We start from the raw sequence: 18,883 nt of genomic DNA on the forward strand, positions 1-18,883 counted from the left end.
TCTATTTTATTTGTTCTATTAGAAGAATCGATAGCCTTAGCTTTAAAAATCAGACTCGAGACGGAGAAGGAAACCTACTATTGTTTGTTCTATGATATCGAAACATCGTTTATGCTTGGGATAAACATTAAAAATTGTACACAAATCTTGTTAAAAGATAATCAGGGATAGAAAAAGAAGGAATTTTGTCGTTTTTATATAATAGTATTGTTATGGAAAGAAGAGGGTGAATATGAAATCAAGAGGTTCAGTTACGATTCTTTTATCATTTATCTTAATAACGGTTGGCATTATCCTGTTTTTGGAAAATTTTAATATAATTTCCGTGGAAATATCTAATGTAATTGCCAGAAACTGGCCGATACTCTTTGTTATTTTGGGATTAAAGTGGTTTATCGACAGCTTTCGGACAAATAAAGGAGGGAGCTGGGCGTTTGGCTCATTTTTAGCCATCTATGGATTGCTGGTGGTCTTAGGCAATTATGATATCATCTCGTTCGACTTCGGAGATATATGGGAGTTATGGCCGTTACTCCTGATTTATATTGGATTGCATTTTTTATTTTTTACCAATAGGAAATATAAAAAAGGGCACGGAGTAAAAGTAACCATTGATTCTGATCATAGCAGGATGAAAAATAATCATTCATTTGTCGGTTCACATAGTTTTAATGAAGAAAATTGGACAGTAGAGCCTTTGGATATATGGTCAGGTGTGGGAGATTATTATTTTGATTTTACGAAAGCCTATATTCCAAATACGAATACACCTATTACAGTTCGCGGGTGGATAGGTGATATACGTATGCTTTTGCCTGAGGATTTACCTTTTAAGGTTGATGCAACGACAAATGTAGGGGAAATCAAGGTTTTAGACCAGGAGGCAAGTGGTATGACGAAAAATCTCACATTTCAATCATCTGATTATGGTCAGGCAGCCCAAAAACTGACCATTCAACTTGACCTTCAGGTTGGAGATATTCGTATTGATCGTGTATAGGAGAGAAGGGGAATGTTTCATAAACTAAATAATTTGCGATTTCAAATCGTTCGTACACAATTTCAAACCATCTATTTTTCGCTGTTAGTCATTGCTTGTGTTTTATTTTTTACTTATGCGATTTTAAGTCCGGATTGGTTAAGTCTTGAATCTATCTTTTTCAGTCTTCTATTAATCAGTCTATTTATGACTCCTATTGCTATTTACGTTAGTTTTCATTATGCGGGTCATGTTAAGGAAAGAATGGATGGAATTTCGGTCTTGATTTCTCAGCTTTCAAAAGGGAGATATGGAGCCCGAATCGTTGATAAAGAATATAAGGAAACAGGCGATGAAATTCATCACATTGCGAATGATTTAAATGGACTAGCGGATAAGATGCAGAGTCAAGTAAAATCTTTACAACGTATGGCTGATGAGAAAAATGATTTTGCTCAGGAGGCACATAAAGTCGCTACAATGGAAGAAAGACAGAGGCTGGCAAGGGATTTACATGATGCAGTCAGTCAGCAGTTATTCGCTTTGACTATGATGTCCCAGGCCACAGTAAAACTGCTGAATAAAGATCCTGAAAAGGCAATGCATCAAATGAAAGAGATTTCCCAGATGGCGCTGCAAGCCCAAACGGAAATGCGAGCGCTTTTACTTCATTTACGCCCTGTACACCTGTCAGGAGAATCTTTACAAACAGGAATTGCTAAACTCGTTGAAGAGTTAAAACAAAGGTGTTCGATTAATTTTGATTTAAAATTGGATGATTCCTTGCGCTTATTAAAAGGAACTGAGGAACAGCTATTTCGAATGGTACAGGAAGTCCTGTCCAATATCCTCCGCCATGCTCAGGCGAAATCCGTTTCTATAAAGCGGGAAGAAAGCATATCTCTTTATATTCGCGATGACGGGATTGGATTTAATGTAAATGAGAAAATGGAAAATCAAGCCTCATATGGATTGAAAACATTAAAAGAGCGTACGGAAGAGCTTGGGGGCTCATTTATTATCAGGTCTAAAGAGGGAGAAGGTACATATAGTAATATACGGATACCACTCTAGGGGGAAGAAAATATGGAGAATCAAATCAAAGTATTAGTTGTGGATGACCATGAGGTAGTTCGCAAGGGAATATCAACTTATTTAATGACAGAAGATGGGATAGAAGTTGCAGGTGAGGCAACTAGTGGGGAAGAGGGCTGCGAGCTCGCAAGAAAGGAGCAGCCAGATGTTATCTTAATGGACTTAATTATGAAAGATGGCAATGGAATTGAAGCTACGAAAAAGATTATGTCTTTTCTCCCCCAAAGTAAAATCATTATTCTAACCAGTTATTATGATGACGAGAAAGTCTTTCCTGCCCTTGAAGCAGGAGCATTTAGTTATATGTTAAAAACCTCTTCTGCTGATGAAATTGTTGAAGCGATAAAAAAAGCTGTAAGAGGAGAAAATGTCATTGAATCAAAGGTTGCCAGTAAAATGATGAATCGTTTTAGACAACAACAGCAACTTCCCCATCTAGAATTAACTGAACGTGAACTGGAAGTTTTGATATGTATTGGAAATGGACTTACCAATCAGGAAATAAGTGAGAAGCTATATATTGGAATTAAAACAGTGAAAACTCATGTAAGCAATATACTTAGTAAGCTTGATGTTCAGGGCCGGACTCAAGCGGCTGTATATGCGCATCGTAATGGTTTGATGGTCGATTCATAATGATTGTTTCTCCTATACCAAAGATAGTATGTTATGATAAGATAGACTTTAGGATTTTACCATATATAGAATATCATGACGTTTCAGTGAGGGGATATTACATATGAAAACCACCAGGACTGAAGAAAATCTACTTTTATTCATCTGGGGTGTAGCATTTATTGCTACCTGTGGAAGCTTGTTTTATTCTGAGGTCATGCAATTTGAGCCATGTAAATTGTGCTGGTTTCAACGTATTTTGATGTATCCACTTGTAATCATTATTGGTACAGCTACTATAAAAAAAGATGTTAATATAGCCATTCCTGGGTTTATCCTAAGTGTGATTGGGGCTCCTTTGGCACTCTATCATTACTTTATTCAAAAGGTAGGCCATGCTGGTGCTAATTTTTGTGGACAAGGAGCATCATGTACAGCTGAGTATGTTAATTACTTTGGCTTTATCACGATACCTTTTCTATCATTAATAGCTTTTACAGCTATAATCATTCTATTTATCGTAATCTTTGTAAAAAGAAGGGGGCGTTAGAACATGAAGAAAATCTTAATTATAGGCGGAATCATTGTTGTTTTATTCGGTGTACTCATTGCCGTCGTTCAATATCAAAAATCTGATCTTTATGGAAATCAAATCACACCAGATAATCTACAGCAATCCTTAGATAATAGTGAGAACAAAACCATTTATTTTTACAGCCCGGAATGTCCTCATTGCCAGAAGGCGACCCCGATTGTCGTCCCCCTTGCAGAGGATTTAGGGGTTAACTTGGAAAAGGTAAATGTTCTTGAATATAATGAAGCTTTCGAACAATTTGGCATTGAGTATACACCTACCATTGTCCGTTATGAAGATGGAAAAGAAGTAAAAAGATTTGTTGGGGCTAGTAAAGAAGAAGATTATCGTAACTTTTTTGAACAAAACGTTCTAGATGACCAGTAACAGATAGTAAGCATGAGGCAGGGACAAAAGTTTTTTTATCAAAGAAAACTTTTCCCACCATCATGCTTTTTTTAATATAGGAAAATAAAAATCTTCTTTAGCTTTAGTCGAATCCGTACGTCGCTAAATGAGGGCTTCAGTCTTTTGTACGGAATAACATTTGTTTGTTAATCTACTACCATTGAATAAGCAGTTACGTAAGATGGACCTGCGCTATAGGAAGGTCTTTCCTGGTTCTTTTCGGATTGATTTTGATGAGCTCTGGCAAAGGACTGGGAATTTTTCCAATCATGAAACCTTTTCTCATTCTCCCATTGAGTAAGAATGATATAGGTGTTTCCGTGGACGGGCCTTAATACTCGAATAGCTTGAAAACCAGGCATTTCTTCAATTTTTCCCTGGCGATTTAAGAAGTGATCTTCAAAAATAGGGCGTCCTTCATCTGTCACAGGAATATTATTCATAACAACATAGCCTTCTTCCTTCATTTCCCCTACAGAGTCAACGGTTTCATAGGTGCGTTCTTCTGAAAATACATCATCATTATTTCCTTCATAGTATGCCAGTCCGTTTGTGGCGTTTTGCATAATCAGGATGTTGGCTTCAGGATGATCCTGCTTTATTTTTTGAAGGTATTCCAAAGTTCCAATGGTCATAAGTACTTTCATATACTCATCTCCTTTCTCTTTCTATTATAAACCTTACCATAAACACCTAAAAACAGACATTTTATTATAATTTATGACAAATATATCGTATACTAATGGTATAATTGTGGATTTTTCGTGAAATAGTTGAGGTGCAAATGGTGATAAAAAGAACTCAAATAAAAGAGCTATGGAATAAACAGCATTCTGCTGTGAAATGGGGGATTATGCTAGGTGCAATTACGATTATTTTAAGTATTCTAGGCTTTTACCTCATCTTACTAGGAGGAAAATGGATAGTTGATGACCATGGATTTGTTTTTTCAGAGGCTACTGTAATTGAAACAAAGGATGGGGAAGAGGTAGCTACACTATACAGTGAAAATCGTACATATGTACCTATTGATCAAATTCCCGAACACGTTCAAAATGCTTTTATTGCTATAGAAGATCAACGATTTTATAAGCATGCTGGGGTTGACCTGGTATCAGTAACAAGAGCTGTGGTTCGTGACTTGTTTGCTCTTGATAAGGTTGAAGGAGCAAGTACAATAACCCAGCAGCTTGTTAAAAATCTTTTTTTAACGAATGAAAAATCATGGATTCGCAAAACAAAAGAAGTGATGGGCGCTATTTATTTAGAACGGGAAATGAGTAAACCAAAAATTCTGGAATATTACTTAAATGAAATATATTTCGGCCACGGAATATATGGAATTCAAAAGGCCTCACAGTATTATTTTGATAAAAATGTACAGGATTTAACAGTTTCAGAAGGGGCGCTGCTTGCAGCTATTCCTAAATCTCCAACGAACTATTCCCCTCTTGATTATCCGGAAAATGCAAAGGAACGAAGGGATCTAATTCTTGCAACAATGGAGGAGATTGATATGATTAATGCCGAAGAAATGTCAGCTTTCCAGGGAAAGACACTTGGCATTAATCGAGGGAATCCGAATGAACGTCCCTGGATTGAGAGTTACGTAGACATAGTGCTTAAGGAAATGGAGGAGAAATACCACATTAGTCAATCTGAGGTATATAGAGGTGGATACACCATTGTTACAGGTATAGATCCTACTATTCAGCAGATTGCATACAAACGATTCCAAAACGATAAGTACTTTAATGGCTCGGCAAAGGGTATGGAAGGATCTTTTGTTTTAATGAATGAAGAATCTGGAGCTATTGTAGCGGCGATTGGTGGCAGGCAGTTTAAGCGCGGGGATTTAAATCGGGTCTTTATAAAACGACAGCCAGGTTCAACCATAAAACCAATCGCTGTATATGGTCCTGCGTTAGAAACAGGAGATTACACTCCATATTCTATGCTGGTGGATGAAAAACGAACATATCAGGAAAACTATACACCAGAAAATTATAATGATACATATGAAGGCAAGGTATCCATGTATCAAGCGCTGATTCAATCAAAAAATGCGCCGGCAGTTTGGCTTTTAAATGAATTGGGCATTCCGTATGTTAAGGGTTATTTTGATTCCTTAAATATTGATTTGTCTGATGAACATTTGTCAATGGCACTAGGAGGATTAACAGAAGGATTAAGCCCCTTGCAAATGGTTAAAGCCTACCGCTCCTTTGCTCATCAAGGAAATGTGGTTGAGCCCTATGCCATTTTAAACGTGGAGGACAAAGATGGAGAGAAGTTAGCTTCGGTAGAGGTTGAAGAGCACAAAGTTTTTGGCCCTCAAACAGCATGGGATATGACGAAAATGCTTGAAGGCGTGGTGACCCAGGGAACCGGAAAAAGTGGAGAGTATTCAAAAGCACTTGCAGGAAAAACAGGGACCACACAGCATCCACATGTAGAAGGTGAAAATAAGGACGCCTGGTTTGTTGGATATACGCCGGATTATGTCGGAGCAGTGTGGATGGGATACGATAAAACCGATGAAGACCATTATATAAAAAGTAATAGCGGTGCACCTACTCAATTAATGAAGGACATTTTATCGGATGTAGATCAGAAACACTCCTTAACCAGTCAATTTGAAAAGCCGGAAAATGTAAAGAATTTACCTAAACCTGTTCAATTGCCAGTTATTGCTGATTTGCAAGTGAAAAAGCATTTCGGATTTTTTTCTGGTGTAACAGCTGAATTAACATGGATGCCATCTCAGGACAAACGTGTGTTATATCGTATTTACGAAAAAACGGAAAGTGGTTCTACATTAATTGGAGAAGTTGAAGGACAAGGAACCTTTCAAGATCAGGAAGCTAAGATGTTTGACAATAAGTCCTATTTTGTGGTTCCTTACAATCCATTGACGAAACAAAGTGGCAAAAAATCTAATATCGTAAGCAGTGAATGAGGCAATTTCGTGACAAAACATTCTCTTTAGTGTACAGCCAAAAAGTTTTCGTTTACCATATTATATGGATATGAGAGATGAAAAGAGATGAAGGGTGAACAGAAGAATGAAGCAATTCAATGATACCATTTTGAAGGCGTATCGAGGTGAGCAAACTTCATACGTACCTCTATGGTTTATGCGACAGGCGGGAAGATCTCAGCCTGAATACCGAAAATTAAAAGAAAAGTATTCGTTATTTGAAATTACACATCAGCCGGAGCTTTGTGCCTATGTAACCAGGCTTCCGGTTGAAAACTACAATGTGGATGCGGCGATTTTATACAAAGATATTATGTCTCCGCTCCCACCAATTGGGGTCCAAGTTGATATTAAACCAGGTGTTGGACCTGTTATTGATAATCCCATCCGTTCAAAAGCAGATATTGACCGGTTAGGCGAAATTGATCCAGAGCAGGATATTCCCTATGTGTTGAAAACCATTGAAATTTTGTCTGAAGAACAGCTGGATGTTCCGCTCATTGGCTTTAGTGGTGCACCTTTTACCTTAGCAAGCTACATGATTGAAGGTGGGCCTTCCAAAAATTATAACAAAACAAAAGCTATGATGTACGGAGACTCGCTTACATGGTTTGCACTGATGGATAAATTAGGCGATTTAATTATTCGCTATGTTAAAGCTCAAATTAAAGCAGGAGCCAGTGCCATTCAGATCTTTGATTCATGGATTGGGGCAGTGAATGCTGAGGATTATCGAATCTTTATCAAACCAACAATGGAACGCATTTTTTCAGCTATTAAAGAAGAAGGAGTTCCAGGTATTTTGTTTGGAGTTGGGACTGGACATTTACTTCAGGAATGGAATGATTTATCCGTCGATGTGATTGGACTTGATTGGCGAACTTCTATTCAGCAGGCAAGAAATATGGGAATCACCAAAACCCTGCAAGGAAATTTAGATCCTGCTGTTTTACTTGCAGATTGGGATGTCGTAGAAGAAAGAGTTAAGCGTATTTTAGATCATGGAATGAGTCAGCCAGGTTATGTCTTTAATCTGGGACATGGCGTTTTCCCTGACATTCAACCAGAGACGCTTAAAAAATTAACAGGCTTTATCCATGAATATACCAAACAATCATAATTCAAACGAGGTGTTGAAAAATGGCAAAGAAAAAAATGGGACTATTAGTAATGGCCTATGGTACTCCGTATAAAGAAGAGGATGTGGAACGCTATTATACTGACATCCGACACGGAAGAAAGCCGTCTGAGGAAGATTTACAGGACTTAAAAGATCGTTATAAAGCAATTGGAGGCATTTCTCCACTTGCACGGATTACTAAGGAACAAGCTACTTCTTTAGAACAAACATTAAATGAGATGCAGGATGAGGTAGAATTTCATATGTACCTCGGACTAAAACACATTGAGCCCTTCATTGAGGACGGAGTGGAAGCCATGCATAATGATGGCATTAAAGAAGCAGTAAGTATTGTACTTGCCCCTCATTATTCTACATTTAGTGTAAAATCCTATAATGGTCGTGCACAAGATAAGGCAGATCAGTACGGTATTAAATTGACATCTGTAGAAGACTGGTATGACGAGCCCGGATTTATTGACTTTTGGGTAAAGCAAATCAATAAAGTTTACGATAACATGACAGCTGAACAGCGGGATAAAGCAGTCTTAGTTGTATCTGCTCACAGTCTGCCTGAAAAGATTTTGAAGGATGGAGATCCTTATCCAGATCAATTAAAAGAAACTGCAAGATTAATCAGTGAAAAAGCAGGGATTGAGAACTATGAGATTGGCTGGCAGAGTGAAGGAAACACTCCCGACCCTTGGTTAGGACCAGACGTGCAGGACTTAACAAGAGATTTATATGAACAAAAAGGCTACCGCACCTTTGTATATGCTCCAGTAGGTTTTGTTGCAGAACACTTAGAGGTTCTTTATGATAATGATTATGAGTGTAAAGTGGTTTGTGAGGAATTAGGAGCTGATTACTTCCGTCCGGAAATGCCAAATAGCCATCCTCAATTTATTGAAACGTTGGCCAATGTGGTATGGAGCAAAGCTAAAAGCGGGGTTCAAAATGCGTAATAAACAGATTGCAGTAATAGGCGGCGGCATAGCAGGACTAACCGCTGCCTATTATTTACAAAAAGAAATTGAAAATGATCAATTACCGTATGAAGTTAAATTAATTGAAGCAAGTGATGAATTAGGCGGGAAAATAAAAACAATGCAGAAGGATGGTTATACGATTGAAAGAGGCCCAGATTCTTTTTTAGAAAGAAAGAAAAGTGCTGCTCGATTAGCATGTGATGCAGGACTGGAAGATGACCTTATACGAGTAGCATCAGGTAAGTCGTATATTTTAGCAAATGGTCAATTACATAGTATGCCTAAGGGATCTTTTATGGGCGTTCCGACACAAATGAAGCCTTTTCTCACATCTAGTCTATTTTCTGTCTCGGGAAAGTTAAGAGCAGCCGGTGATTTTTTCCTTCCTAGAGGAGCGGAAAAGGACGACCAGGCTTTAGGGTTATTTTTCCGGCGTCGCCTTGGAAATGAAGTCGTGGAAAATATGATTGAACCTCTATTATCTGGTATCTATTCAGGGGATGTAGACCAATTAAGTTTAATGGCCACCTTCCCTAATTTTTATGAGCTTGAACAGCAATACGGCAGTCTAATAAGAGGATTGCAAAATACTAAATCTAAACCATCGGAATCCAGCTCAAAAAAGAAACAAGGAATGTTTTTAACGCTTAGAAATGGGCTTTCATCATTAGTAAAGGCGATAGAGGAAAAGCTTAAAGAGAATACCGTATGGAAAGCTACAGCCGTTAATCACATTGCGAAAAAGCATAACTCCTATAAACTGTCTCTAAGTAATGGGAAAATGCTGCAGGCGGATGCCGTAATTATGGCTGCCCCTCATTTAGCTGCCCAGAAGATGTTAAGTCAGTATGATTTCATGAACGAATGGAAGGAAATGCCGGCAACTTCAGTGGCTAATGTTGCCATGGCCTTTGATGAAGCAGACATCAAGGATGACATTGATGGGACAGGCTTTGTTGTATCACGTAACAGCGACTGCCGCATTACAGCATGTACGTGGACCCATAAAAAATGGCCGCACACCACCCCTTCAGGCAAGGCTTTAGTCCGCTGTTATGTTGGAAGACCTGATGATCAGGAAGTTGTCGACTTTTCTGATGCAGAAATTGAAGAGATTGTGTTACGTGACTTAAATAAACAAATGAAAATTACTGGAAAACCAGAGATGAAAGTGGTCACACGATGGAAAAATGTTATGCCGCAGTATACGGTTGGACATAAAAGGCGTGTTCAACGTGTAAAAGAACAAATCGCACAGCAATTACCTGGTGTTTTTTTAGCTGGAAGTTCTTATGAAGGAATTGGATTACCTGATTGTATTGATCAAGGTGAAAAAGCGGTAAAGGATGTTCTATCTTTTTTAAATGAATAAAAAACCTATTGTTATAAGAGGTTGGGACATAACAAAGACGATTAATCCAAAGAAGAATAATGAACGATATTTTTGGCAGGGCTTTTTGCCAGCATCTATAAGTTCTATTTCGTTCGGCTTTTTCTTTGATCAAAACTCTTGTCCTAGCCTCTTTTTCATATAAATGGTTTGTACTGTTTTATAACAGAAAAAAGAGGACAGTTAAATCTGTCCTCAAAGGATAGCAATAGGAGATGGATTTTTATACTGGTTTAACGGGCAGGATGGTCACATTCGTCGCAGAGATTCCCATAACAATCGGCTTTTTCCTGGATTTGGTTTCCGCATTTCATACATTTTTTGGTTGGCAAATTCCGAAAAAACTCCATAATACTTGACATGGCTGATCCCTCCACTGTGTTATATAATAACTTCACCTGTTTATATTGTATTATAACACAAGCTGTTATGCAATATTCTGTTTTATAACAATTTATAAAATTTTTTATTTATAGGAGGTAAAGATATGAAAGTAAAGGTCATTGGTTTTTGGGGAGCTTATCCTGAAGCAGAGGGAGCTACATCAAGCTATTTATTGGAAGAGGATGGATATTCGTTGCTTGTGGATTGTGGAAGTGGTGCACTTTCCCGCTTACAAAAGGATATAGAAGTAACCGACTTAGATGCTCTTATTCTCTCCCATTATCATCATGATCATGTTGCAGATATAGGATCGCTTCAATACGCTTCCTTAGTTCAATCCTATTTGCGTGAAGATACGCCTGTATTACCTATATATGGTCATCAGGCAAATCTTGACTATTTTTACACTTTAACTCATAAACGAACACAAGGTTTGCCCTATGATCCTGACGAGGTTTTAAACATTGGACCTTTTACCATTACATTTTTACAAACACAGCATCCTGTTCCTTGTTATGCTATGCGAATTACAAATGGTCATTACACTATTGTATATACAGCCGACACCAGCTATTTTGATGCTCTGATTGATTTTAGCAAACATGCAGATTTGTTAATTGCGGAGTGCAGCTTCTATGAAGGTATGGATGGCAGTGGACCTGGACACATGACTAGTGATGAATGCGGAAAATTAGCTCAGGCTGCCGGGGTAAAACAATTGTGGTTAACCCATCTTCCCCACTTTGGAAATATTGAACAGCTTAAAATAGAAGCAGGAAAATATTATTCAGGAAGAATCGACATTGCACAAGAGGCGCTAACTTTTCATGCATGACCCTTTTATGATTGGTTGTTTTAAAAGTGAGAATAATCACAACCGTTATCTTTTGCTTTCTTTTAGGCAAATGTTTACAATATTAGAAGAGAATAGATAAGGGGGTACCTATTATGATGTATTTTATTGATAATGAGGGGATTACAGATCCTCGAATAAACTTGGCCATTGAAGAGTTTGCTTTAAATCATATGAATATTGAAGGTGGTAATACATACTTACTTTTCTACATAAATGGCCCATCTATAATTATTGGTCGAAATCAAAATACCATTGAAGAAATAAATACAGATTATGTAGAAGAAAATGATATTAAAGTTGTTCGTCGCTTATCAGGTGGTGGGGCTGTTTATCATGACCTCGAAAATCTAAACTTTAGTTTTTTGGCAAAAGATGACGGAAATAGCTTTAGTAACTTTGCGAAATTTACCCAGCCAGTAGTGGATGCACTGCAAAAGCTTGGGGTTAATGCTGAACTATCAGGTCGTAATGATATTGAAGTAGACGGACGCAAAATTTCTGGTAACGCACAATTTTCTACCAAAGGTCGCATGTTCAGTCATGGTACCTTAATGCTGGATTCAGAACTTGAGAACGTTGTAAAGGCCCTGAAGGTAAAATCAGAAAAGATTAAATCAAAAGGAATAAAATCGATTCGTAGCCGTGTGGCTAATATTTCTGAATTTCTTAATGAAAAAATAGCCATGGGTGAATTTAAAAACCTCCTTCTTCGTTATATTTTTAATGTAGAGAATGTAGAGGATGTGCCAAAGTATAAATTAACTGAAGAAGATTGGCAGCAAATCCATGAAATTTCAGAAAAACGCTATCAGCAATGGGATTGGAACTACGGGAAATCACCTAAGTTTGATATTCAGCAATCTAAACGTTTCGAAGGTGCAGGTACCATTGACGTAAGATTAAATGTTAAGAAAGGTACCATAGAGGATTGTAAGATTTTCGGAGACTTCTTTGGAGTAGGAGAAGTTAAAGATATTGAGCAAAAATTAATCGGTACCCGATATAATCGTGAGGCTTTAACCGAAGCTCTCGGTGATGTGGATATTAAACATTACTTTGGAAACATTGCATTAGAAGATTTTATTTCTTTAGTATACTAAATACAAAAGAAGAAAACATGTGAATCATAATGATTCACATGTTTTCTTCTTTGTTGGCTGAAACTTTAACAGAAATTTCAGCTATTTGGTCTCCATTTTCCTGAATGGAAAGGTCAATATCTCCTTTTTCAATAAACAAATAAGGAGATAATTTATAAACCTCTTGAATGCCATATTTATCAGTCAAGTGGTCACATTCAACCACCGATACACTTGGCAGCCAAATTTCTTTCCTTCCCGATGGATAGGATATTCTAAATTCTGTGTGTTGATTTAAATCCAGTTTCCTCCACGAGGCTAAGTACAAATTGGTTTTTTGATCCCGGATAATCTGTTCACCTGAAAAATATCCCACATTACCTATATCACCCAGAACCCTGTATTGCTCGTCCTTTAAAGTGATATCCAGTTCCTCAGACGAACTATACAGATTGTTATATATTCCATAAGAAAGGAAAACCAGGCTAATGATTAATACACCTGCCATCACCTTTCGATACCTTTTTTTCTGAAGCTTTTTGATTAAGGTGGAATGAGGAGGAAACTTATTTGCGAAAAATAGTGAACAAAGACAAGTAAGAGCAATAAGACTGATAATGATATACATGTTCCACCTCTTCCTTTCTAACAGTTAATTACAAAATTTTCTTAATAAAATTATAGCTTAATCCAAATTATAATGGAATTCTTTTTGAAAAATTTAACAAGAATGAAACATCTTCGCTGGTTTTGGACTGATTTGAAAAAAATTTGTAAAAATATAACCATTTATTTGCGAATTCTTCCGTTTTTCTACTCGTTGAGCATTATCCCTAGTCATTTTTCGTAATTATGAAAACCTTTTCTTGTGTATGAACCATTCCTAAACTATAATAAAAGAAGGACTTTTTTTATAGCTAAAAAATGAATGACTATTCATTCATTAGTTGCTTAGGAGGGATTATGAATGAACTTAAGTGATCAACTATCATTGACAGCTAAGAATCACTTAAGTAAAACCGCTTATATTTTTCAAGGAGATAAGAAAAACTATCAGGAGTTAGAGGGTGCAGTGACAACGTTCGCTTCAGGTTTGCGAGAATTAGGATATGGAAGAGGAGATCACATCGCACTTGTATCAGGAAATACCCCGCACTTTGTTATTGGTTTATATGGTGCACTTAGAATTGGAGCTACAGTTATTCCAATCAATCCGATTTATACTGCTGATGAAATCTCCTATATAGTGAATGATGGAGATGTTAAAGGAATCATTACGTTAGATGTTTTATTAGAAAAATTTGAGCATATGGCGGATTTAATTCCAAGCGTGGAACATTATATTGTTGGAGAAACAAATCCCGAACTTCATTTTACCAATTCTCCGTTGAGTTCTAAGCTATTGTCATTTACCCAGATCATGCAGGACGACAATTTGGATCTGAACCGCCCTGTATTGAAAGATGATGATATAGCGGTCATTCTTTATACATCAGGGACTACTGGAAAGCCAAAGGGGGCCATGTTAACGCATAAAAATTTATATTCAAATGCTAAAGATGTGGCTGATTATTTAAAAATGGGTCCAGAAGATCGTGTGATTGCTGCCTTACCAATGTTTCATGTATTCTGCTTAACGGTAGCTTTAAACGCTCCATTAATGAATGGCGGACAGGTTTTGATTATGCCTAAATTTTCACCTGTTGAGGTATTTAAAGGAGCTGAAAAATATCAAATTACGATTTTTGCTGGTGTTCCAACCATGTACAATTACTTACTTCAACATCCAGAGGGGGATTCTGAGAGTTTCGAGAGTATGAGGTTATGTATTTCCGGTGGGGCTGCAATGCCGGTTGCATTACTAGAGAACTTCGAAAAGAAATTTAATGTCATGGTCTCAGAAGGTTACGGCTTATCTGAAGCTTCCCCTGTTACATGCTTTAATCCGTTGGACAGACCAAGGAAAGCAGGATCGATTGGGCAGAGTATTCTTCATGTAGAAAATAGAGTAGTTGATGAATTTGGGGAAGAAGTACCTGTTGGTGAAGTGGGTGAACTCGTTGTTCGTGGTCCAAATGTTATGAAGGGCTACTATAAAATGCCGGAAGAAACGAATGCAGCTTTAAAAGATGGCTGGCTCCATACAGGTGATATGGCAAGAATGGATGATGAAGGCTATTTTTATATTGTTGATCGAAAAAAAGATATGATTTTAGTGGGGGGATATAACGTCTATCCACGAGAAGTAGAAGAGGTGCTATACAATCATGACCGTGTAGCTGAAGTAGCTGTGATTGGCGTTCCTGATCCTGATGCTGGTGAGGCTGTTACAGGATTTGTAGTTCTTAAGGATGGAGAAGAAATAACGGAAGGAGAACTTATTACGTATTGCTCACAACATTTAGCTAAGTATAAGGTACCCAGTAAAATCGAATTTTTAGATGAATTACCAAAGAATACAACTGGAAAGATTTTGCGCCGGTCATTAAAAGATATGGTTCAAAATGAATAGCTTGATAGAATCAAGGGATAGCCTATCTGTTCCTTGATTCTTTTTACACGTAAAGGATTTATTTTTCATACTATAGGTGAAAAGCCATGTTTTAAGCAATTTTCAACTTCTTTTTTCATAATTTAGGGTTGAAAAAACCTTCTATATTCTTTATACTTTAATACATAAAAGCACAAAAGCGTCAAAGTGCTAAAGGGGGAAGAAATGTGAAAAAGCTTGGCTTCATTCTATTATTTGGACTACTATTCATAGTTTCTGCGTGTGGCGGAGAGAATTCTGAAGGTGATGGAAATGAGAGTGGTGATGCTGATTATGTAATCGGGATTATGCAGCATGTTGAGCATCCATCATTAGATGCAGCCACAGAGGGATTCAAAAAAGCATTAAACGAGTCCAGCCTAAATGTCACTTTTGAAGAAGAAAATGCACAGGGTGATGTAAAAAATAATCAATCAATAGCTAGTAAATTTGTTGGCGATGATGTCGATTTAATCTTCGCTAATGCTACTCCAAGTGCGCAAAGTGCAGCGAACGAGACAGCTGATATTCCAGTTGTTTTTACGTCTGTTACAGATCCTGTTGGAGCAGAATTAGTTGAATCCATGGAAAATCCAGGAGGCAATGTAACAGGGACATCTGATCTTAACTCCGATTCAATTCCTAAGACGTTACACTTAGTCAAGGATATGGGCTATGACACCGTTGGGACCATTTATAATGGAGGAGAGCAAAATTCTGTGAAACAGGTTGATTTAATGAAAGAAGCGGCCCAGGATTTAGATATAACGATAGAGGAAGCAAATGCAGCCACCTCAGCGGATGTTAAACAAGCAGCCGAATCGTTAATTGGTAATGTTGATGCTTTTTATATTATTACTGATAACACGGTTGTTAGTGCGCTGGAATCAGTAATTATGGTAAGTGAACAGGAAAAGCTGCCATTATTCGTTGGTGAATTAGATTCCGTTGCACGTGGGGGATTTGCAGCATACGGATTTGATTATTCGGATATTGGCTACAATGCAGGTCAAAAAGCGGTAGAAATATTAAAAGAAGGAAAGAATCCAGGTGAGATTCCTGCTGAATATCCACAAAATTTGATTTTACATGTGAATGAAGATGCAGCCAAAAATATGGGCGTAGAAATTCCAGATGAACTAAAAGAACAGGCAGAAATAGTTCAGACACAACAAGAATAAAGGGTGAAACATTATGATTGATGCACTATACGGTGCGTTAGAATCCGGCCTTATCTATGCTTTAATGGCATTAGGCGTTTATTTAACATTTCGAGTACTAGATTTTCCTGACTTGACAGTTGATGGTAGCTTTGTAACTGGTGGAGCGGTCAGTGCAATCTTAATCGTAAACGGAGCGAACCCCTTCTTAGCTACTATGCTGGGAGGGGTAGCCGGCTTTTTAGCTGGGTGTGTAACAGGTTTATTGCATACAAAGGGAAACATAAATCCGCTTCTATCTGGCATTTTAATGATGACTGGCTTATATTCCGTTAACTTACGGATTATGGGGCAAGCCAATATTCCACTATTGAATGAGTCTACGATTTTTTCGATTATCGGAAGCTGGTGGGAGAGTATAAATGCAGATGCGATTCTGCTTAAGCCTTTTACGGCGATCGGAATCGAAAATTATGCTCCAGATGGCTTTTTAGTCATCATTAGTATGCTTATCGTTGTGATTTTTATTAAATTGATTACTGATTGGCTGTTACAAACAGAAGCTGGATTAGCCCTAAGAGCAACAGGAGATAACATTCGTATGGCTCGAAGCTTATCAGCTAATACGAATCGTTACATTGTAATGGGTTTAGGCCTTTCCAATGGTCTTGTTGGTCTTAGTGGTGCTTTAATTGTTCAATACAATGGATTTAGTGATGTAAATCTTGGTGTAGGGATGATTGTTGTAGGATTGGCATCCGTTATTATTGGGGAAGGTTTATTTGGTACCAAAAAAATTGTTCGTACCACACTAGCTGTGATGCTTGGTGCTATTGTTTATCGAATGATTATAGCCTTAGCATTACGAGTCGATTTTGTCGATGCCAGTGATATGAAATTAATTACTTCGCTTATCGTTATCGGCGCACTGGTCATTCCATATTGGTGGAAGCAGATCAAAGAAAATAAAAAACGCCATTCGAAGCGAAAAAGATTAAATGAAAATTTGGGGGCGAATGAACATGCTTCAACTAAATCAGATTGAAAAAGTCTTCTATGAAGGTACCCCTGATGAGAGAAAAGCACTCCAAGGCGTAGATTTAACATTAAAAGAGGGAGATTTTGTCACAGTCATCGGGAGTAATGGAGCAGGAAAGTCGACCTTATTAAATATTATTGCGGGTGTACTATTTCCTGATTTCGGAGCGGTATCGATTGATAACAAAGAGGTCACCTTTATCCCGGAACAAAAAAGGTCTAAATGGATTGGCCGAGTCTTTCAGGATCCAATGGCTGGTACGGCTCCAAATATGACTATCGAAGAAAACTTAGGATTGGCTTTAGGTCGTACGAAAAACAGATCGATTCTAAGAGGGGTTAATGCCAAAAGACGGGAGGAATTTCAAGAATTACTCTCTTCTATTGATATAGGATTAGAGGATCGACTTAATACAAAGGTTGGTCTATTATCGGGCGGGGAACGTCAGGCTTTATCCCTGCTTATGGCAACCTTTACCAAGCCACGCATTCTATTACTTGATGAGCATACTGCAGCTCTGGATCCAGCCCGACAGGAGTTAATTACGAATATCACAAAAGAACTGGTGAAGAAGCACCAGCTAACCACCTTAATGGTTACTCACCAGATGGATCAGGCTATTGAACTGGGGAATCGTCTGTTTATGATGGATGAAGGGCAAATTATTTTTGATGCAGATGAGGAACAAAAGGCAGGCTTGACTGTTGAAGACTTAATTCAAGAATTCCAGAAAATCAGGGGCAAAAAATTTGATAATGATCGTGCCGTGCTATCAAGTTAATCCTGGTTAAAAGGGTTATATAGAAACAAGGTCAGTGGAAGTAGTCTCTGACCTTGTTTCTGGATTAATTGATTAATCTATCATTCCTATAATACGATTGGATATCTCTTCCTTATTAAACCCCTCACCCATTGGAAACTTTTCTACAAGTTGATTATCTTCATTTAATAAGTATGAAAAGGATGTGTGGGTAATGAAGTCTGTTCCGTTGTCGTTAAATAAAAAGCGAAATGGTTCTGCAACTTTTTCAGTATCCTCCAGACTTCCTCTTAGAAAAATCCAGCCTTCGTTTTGTTTAATTCCATGTCGCCTCATATAATCTGTTAAGTCCTGTTTCGTGTCATTTTCCGGATCAATTGTAATCGAAATAAACTCTACTTCGTCATGAAATATACCATCTTCTTCAAACTGCTTCTTTAAGTGCATCATACGTTGTGTCGTAAGTGGACAAACATCCGGGCACTTAGCGTAGAAGAATTCTACCAGTCTTACTTTTGGCTCCATATCCTGAAATGAGTAGTTTTCCCCTGAAACAGATTCCATCGTTACATCCTCTGGAAGTTTGATTCCTGTATCTCGCCAAAATTCAAGGTACATAATCCCTAACCCTATACCCATTGCAAGAATAGTGGCAAACAGAGCATAATACGTTTTCCTCATCCCCATCGCCTCCCAAAATCTAAATCAATTAAATAAGATTCCATATAGTTTCATAATAGTTGAAACCAAAATGAGTAAGGGAGAGATGTGTGAAGAAACTTCGACGATTGTTTATCTGTTTTGTGACGAATCTCATAGATTCTGCAAAAACTTAAAAATTGATTTTTAAACAAAACTTAACCCGGAAAATTAAAATATAGTTCATGAGAAAAATGATTTTTGCTGTTAAAAAATGCTGTTTTTT

Annotated in this window: 19 protein-coding genes; 15 read left to right on the forward strand and 4 right to left on the reverse strand. The window is 37.6% G+C overall.

All coding sequences use genetic code 11. From position 1 onward, the window contains the following. Nucleotides 1–232: 232 nt before the first annotated feature. From liaF to BMX63_RS03895, 5 genes are all read left to right on the forward strand, one after another. Entirely contained in the window at nt 233–1,000 is a 768-nt protein-coding gene (gene liaF, locus BMX63_RS03875; RefSeq protein WP_093132164.1) for a cell wall-active antibiotics response protein LiaF, read from the forward strand. 12 nt (nt 1,001–1,012) lie between these two features. Beyond that, nucleotides 1,013–2,053 (forward strand): sensor histidine kinase, encoded by a 1,041-nt coding sequence (locus tag BMX63_RS03880; RefSeq protein WP_093132166.1) that lies wholly within the window; start codon nt 1,013–1,015, stop codon nt 2,051–2,053. A 12-nt stretch (nt 2,054–2,065) separates the two neighbouring features. After that, a complete protein-coding gene (locus BMX63_RS03885; RefSeq protein ID WP_093132168.1) occupies nt 2,066–2,710 on the forward strand; it encodes a response regulator in 645 nt (214 codons plus the stop codon). Between the two features lie 103 nt (nt 2,711–2,813). After that, nucleotides 2,814–3,239 (forward strand): disulfide oxidoreductase, encoded by a 426-nt coding sequence (locus tag BMX63_RS03890; protein ID WP_093132170.1) that lies wholly within the window; start codon nt 2,814–2,816, stop codon nt 3,237–3,239. 3 nt (nt 3,240–3,242) lie between these two features. Continuing rightward, nucleotides 3,243–3,650 (forward strand): thioredoxin family protein, encoded by a 408-nt coding sequence (locus BMX63_RS03895; RefSeq protein ID WP_093132172.1) that lies wholly within the window; start codon nt 3,243–3,245, stop codon nt 3,648–3,650. A 167-nt stretch (nt 3,651–3,817) separates the two neighbouring features. Here BMX63_RS03895 and BMX63_RS03900 read toward each other — a convergent pair whose 3' ends face one another. After that, nucleotides 3,818–4,318, reverse strand: coding sequence for an antibiotic biosynthesis monooxygenase family protein (locus BMX63_RS03900; protein ID WP_093132174.1), 501 nt, complete (start codon nt 4,316–4,318; stop codon nt 3,818–3,820). Between the two features lie 140 nt (nt 4,319–4,458). Between BMX63_RS03900 and BMX63_RS03905 the strand changes: the two genes are divergently transcribed. From BMX63_RS03905 to hemY, 4 genes are all read left to right on the forward strand, one after another. Continuing rightward, nucleotides 4,459–6,630 carry a transglycosylase domain-containing protein gene (locus tag BMX63_RS03905; protein ID WP_245732709.1) on the forward strand — a complete coding sequence of 724 codons (2,172 nt, stop codon included), beginning with the start codon at nt 4,459–4,461 and terminating at the stop codon, nt 6,628–6,630. 106 nt (nt 6,631–6,736) lie between these two features. After that, nucleotides 6,737–7,771 (forward strand): uroporphyrinogen decarboxylase, encoded by a 1,035-nt coding sequence (hemE, locus tag BMX63_RS03910; protein ID WP_093132175.1) that lies wholly within the window; start codon nt 6,737–6,739, stop codon nt 7,769–7,771. A 20-nt stretch (nt 7,772–7,791) separates the two neighbouring features. Then, nucleotides 7,792–8,736, forward strand: coding sequence for a ferrochelatase (gene hemH / locus BMX63_RS03915; RefSeq protein WP_093132177.1), 945 nt, complete (start codon nt 7,792–7,794; stop codon nt 8,734–8,736). After that, complete coding sequence (gene hemY, locus BMX63_RS03920; protein ID WP_093132179.1) at nt 8,729–10,132, forward strand: protoporphyrinogen oxidase; 1,404 nt, start codon at nt 8,729–8,731, stop codon at nt 10,130–10,132. Before hemH ends, hemY begins: the two co-directional genes overlap by 8 nt. 251 nt (nt 10,133–10,383) lie before the next feature. On the opposite strand, the gene yhfH is transcribed toward hemY, so the two are convergent. After that, nucleotides 10,384–10,512 carry a protein YhfH gene (yhfH, locus tag BMX63_RS03925; RefSeq protein ID WP_093132181.1) on the reverse strand — a complete coding sequence of 43 codons (129 nt, stop codon included), beginning with the start codon at nt 10,510–10,512 and terminating at the stop codon, nt 10,384–10,386. Nucleotides 10,513–10,637: 125 nt separating this feature from the next. On the opposite strand from yhfH, the gene BMX63_RS03930 reads away from it, so the two are divergent. Together BMX63_RS03930 and lplA are read left to right on the forward strand one after the other, a co-directional pair. Then, on the forward strand, nt 10,638–11,369 hold the full coding sequence (locus BMX63_RS03930) for an MBL fold metallo-hydrolase (protein WP_093132183.1): 732 nt from the start codon (nt 10,638–10,640) through the stop codon (nt 11,367–11,369). A gap of 116 nt (nt 11,370–11,485) precedes the next feature. Then, the gene (lplA, locus tag BMX63_RS03935) at nt 11,486–12,490 is read left to right on the forward strand and encodes a lipoate--protein ligase (RefSeq protein WP_093132502.1); all 1,005 of its coding nucleotides are present in this window, start codon (nt 11,486–11,488) and stop codon (nt 12,488–12,490) included. Between the two features lie 34 nt (nt 12,491–12,524). On the opposite strand, the gene BMX63_RS03940 is transcribed toward lplA, so the two are convergent. Continuing rightward, a complete protein-coding gene (locus tag BMX63_RS03940) occupies nt 12,525–13,097 on the reverse strand; it encodes a hypothetical protein (protein ID WP_093132185.1) in 573 nt (190 codons plus the stop codon). 339 nt (nt 13,098–13,436) lie between these two features. Here BMX63_RS03940 and BMX63_RS03945 point away from each other — a divergent pair, with 339 nt between their 5' ends. The 4 genes from BMX63_RS03945 (at nt 13,437) to BMX63_RS03960 (ending at nt 17,979) form a co-directional block, all read left to right on the forward strand. Continuing rightward, nucleotides 13,437–14,981 carry a fatty acid--CoA ligase family protein gene (locus tag BMX63_RS03945; RefSeq protein ID WP_093132187.1) on the forward strand — a complete coding sequence of 515 codons (1,545 nt, stop codon included), beginning with the start codon at nt 13,437–13,439 and terminating at the stop codon, nt 14,979–14,981. A gap of 206 nt (nt 14,982–15,187) precedes the next feature. Further along, nucleotides 15,188–16,180 (forward strand): ABC transporter substrate-binding protein, encoded by a 993-nt coding sequence (locus tag BMX63_RS03950; RefSeq protein ID WP_245732710.1) that lies wholly within the window; start codon nt 15,188–15,190, stop codon nt 16,178–16,180. Between the two features lie 13 nt (nt 16,181–16,193). After that, nucleotides 16,194–17,204, forward strand: coding sequence for an ABC transporter permease (locus BMX63_RS03955; RefSeq protein ID WP_093132191.1), 1,011 nt, complete (start codon nt 16,194–16,196; stop codon nt 17,202–17,204). Then, nucleotides 17,182–17,979, forward strand: coding sequence for an ABC transporter ATP-binding protein (locus tag BMX63_RS03960; RefSeq protein WP_093132193.1), 798 nt, complete (start codon nt 17,182–17,184; stop codon nt 17,977–17,979). The genes BMX63_RS03955 and BMX63_RS03960 overlap by 23 nt, the downstream gene beginning before the upstream one ends. A gap of 72 nt (nt 17,980–18,051) precedes the next feature. On the opposite strand, the gene BMX63_RS03965 is transcribed toward BMX63_RS03960, so the two are convergent. Then, entirely contained in the window at nt 18,052–18,639 is a 588-nt protein-coding gene (locus tag BMX63_RS03965) for an SCO family protein (RefSeq protein WP_093132195.1), read from the reverse strand. Between the last annotated feature and the right edge of the window lie 244 nt (nt 18,640–18,883).

Source organism: Salinibacillus kushneri (assembly GCF_900111405.1).
In the GTDB taxonomy this organism is placed as follows: Bacteria; Bacillota; Bacilli; order Bacillales; family Alkalibacillaceae; genus Salinibacillus; species Salinibacillus kushneri.

Excerpts from the sequence above, each read along its gene's own strand:
- BMX63_RS03880 (WP_093132166.1), top strand. The coding sequence starts at position 1,013 with ATGTTTCATAAACTAAATAATTTGCGATTTCAAATCGTTCGTACACAA.
- hemY (WP_093132179.1), top strand. The coding sequence starts at position 8,729 with ATGCGTAATAAACAGATTGCAGTAATAGGCGGCGGCATAGCAGGACTA.
- hemE (WP_093132175.1), top strand. The coding sequence starts at position 6,737 with ATGAAGCAATTCAATGATACCATTTTGAAGGCGTATCGAGGTGAGCAA.
- yhfH (WP_093132181.1), bottom strand. The coding sequence starts at position 10,512 with ATGTCAAGTATTATGGAGTTTTTTCGGAATTTGCCAACCAAAAAATGT.
- BMX63_RS03940 (WP_093132185.1), bottom strand. The coding sequence starts at position 13,097 with ATGTATATCATTATCAGTCTTATTGCTCTTACTTGTCTTTGTTCACTA.
- BMX63_RS03960 (WP_093132193.1), top strand. The coding sequence starts at position 17,182 with ATGCTTCAACTAAATCAGATTGAAAAAGTCTTCTATGAAGGTACCCCT.
- BMX63_RS03885 (WP_093132168.1), top strand. The coding sequence starts at position 2,066 with ATGGAGAATCAAATCAAAGTATTAGTTGTGGATGACCATGAGGTAGTT.
- BMX63_RS03945 (WP_093132187.1), top strand. The coding sequence starts at position 13,437 with ATGAACTTAAGTGATCAACTATCATTGACAGCTAAGAATCACTTAAGT.
- liaF (WP_093132164.1), top strand. The coding sequence starts at position 233 with ATGAAATCAAGAGGTTCAGTTACGATTCTTTTATCATTTATCTTAATA.
- BMX63_RS03965 (WP_093132195.1), bottom strand. The coding sequence starts at position 18,639 with ATGAGGAAAACGTATTATGCTCTGTTTGCCACTATTCTTGCAATGGGT.
- BMX63_RS03900 (WP_093132174.1), bottom strand. The coding sequence starts at position 4,318 with ATGAAAGTACTTATGACCATTGGAACTTTGGAATACCTTCAAAAAATA.
- BMX63_RS03890 (WP_093132170.1), top strand. The coding sequence starts at position 2,814 with ATGAAAACCACCAGGACTGAAGAAAATCTACTTTTATTCATCTGGGGT.
- BMX63_RS03895 (WP_093132172.1), top strand. The coding sequence starts at position 3,243 with ATGAAGAAAATCTTAATTATAGGCGGAATCATTGTTGTTTTATTCGGT.
- lplA (WP_093132502.1), top strand. The coding sequence starts at position 11,486 with ATGTATTTTATTGATAATGAGGGGATTACAGATCCTCGAATAAACTTG.
- BMX63_RS03955 (WP_093132191.1), top strand. The coding sequence starts at position 16,194 with ATGATTGATGCACTATACGGTGCGTTAGAATCCGGCCTTATCTATGCT.
- hemH (WP_093132177.1), top strand. The coding sequence starts at position 7,792 with ATGGCAAAGAAAAAAATGGGACTATTAGTAATGGCCTATGGTACTCCG.
- BMX63_RS03930 (WP_093132183.1), top strand. The coding sequence starts at position 10,638 with ATGAAAGTAAAGGTCATTGGTTTTTGGGGAGCTTATCCTGAAGCAGAG.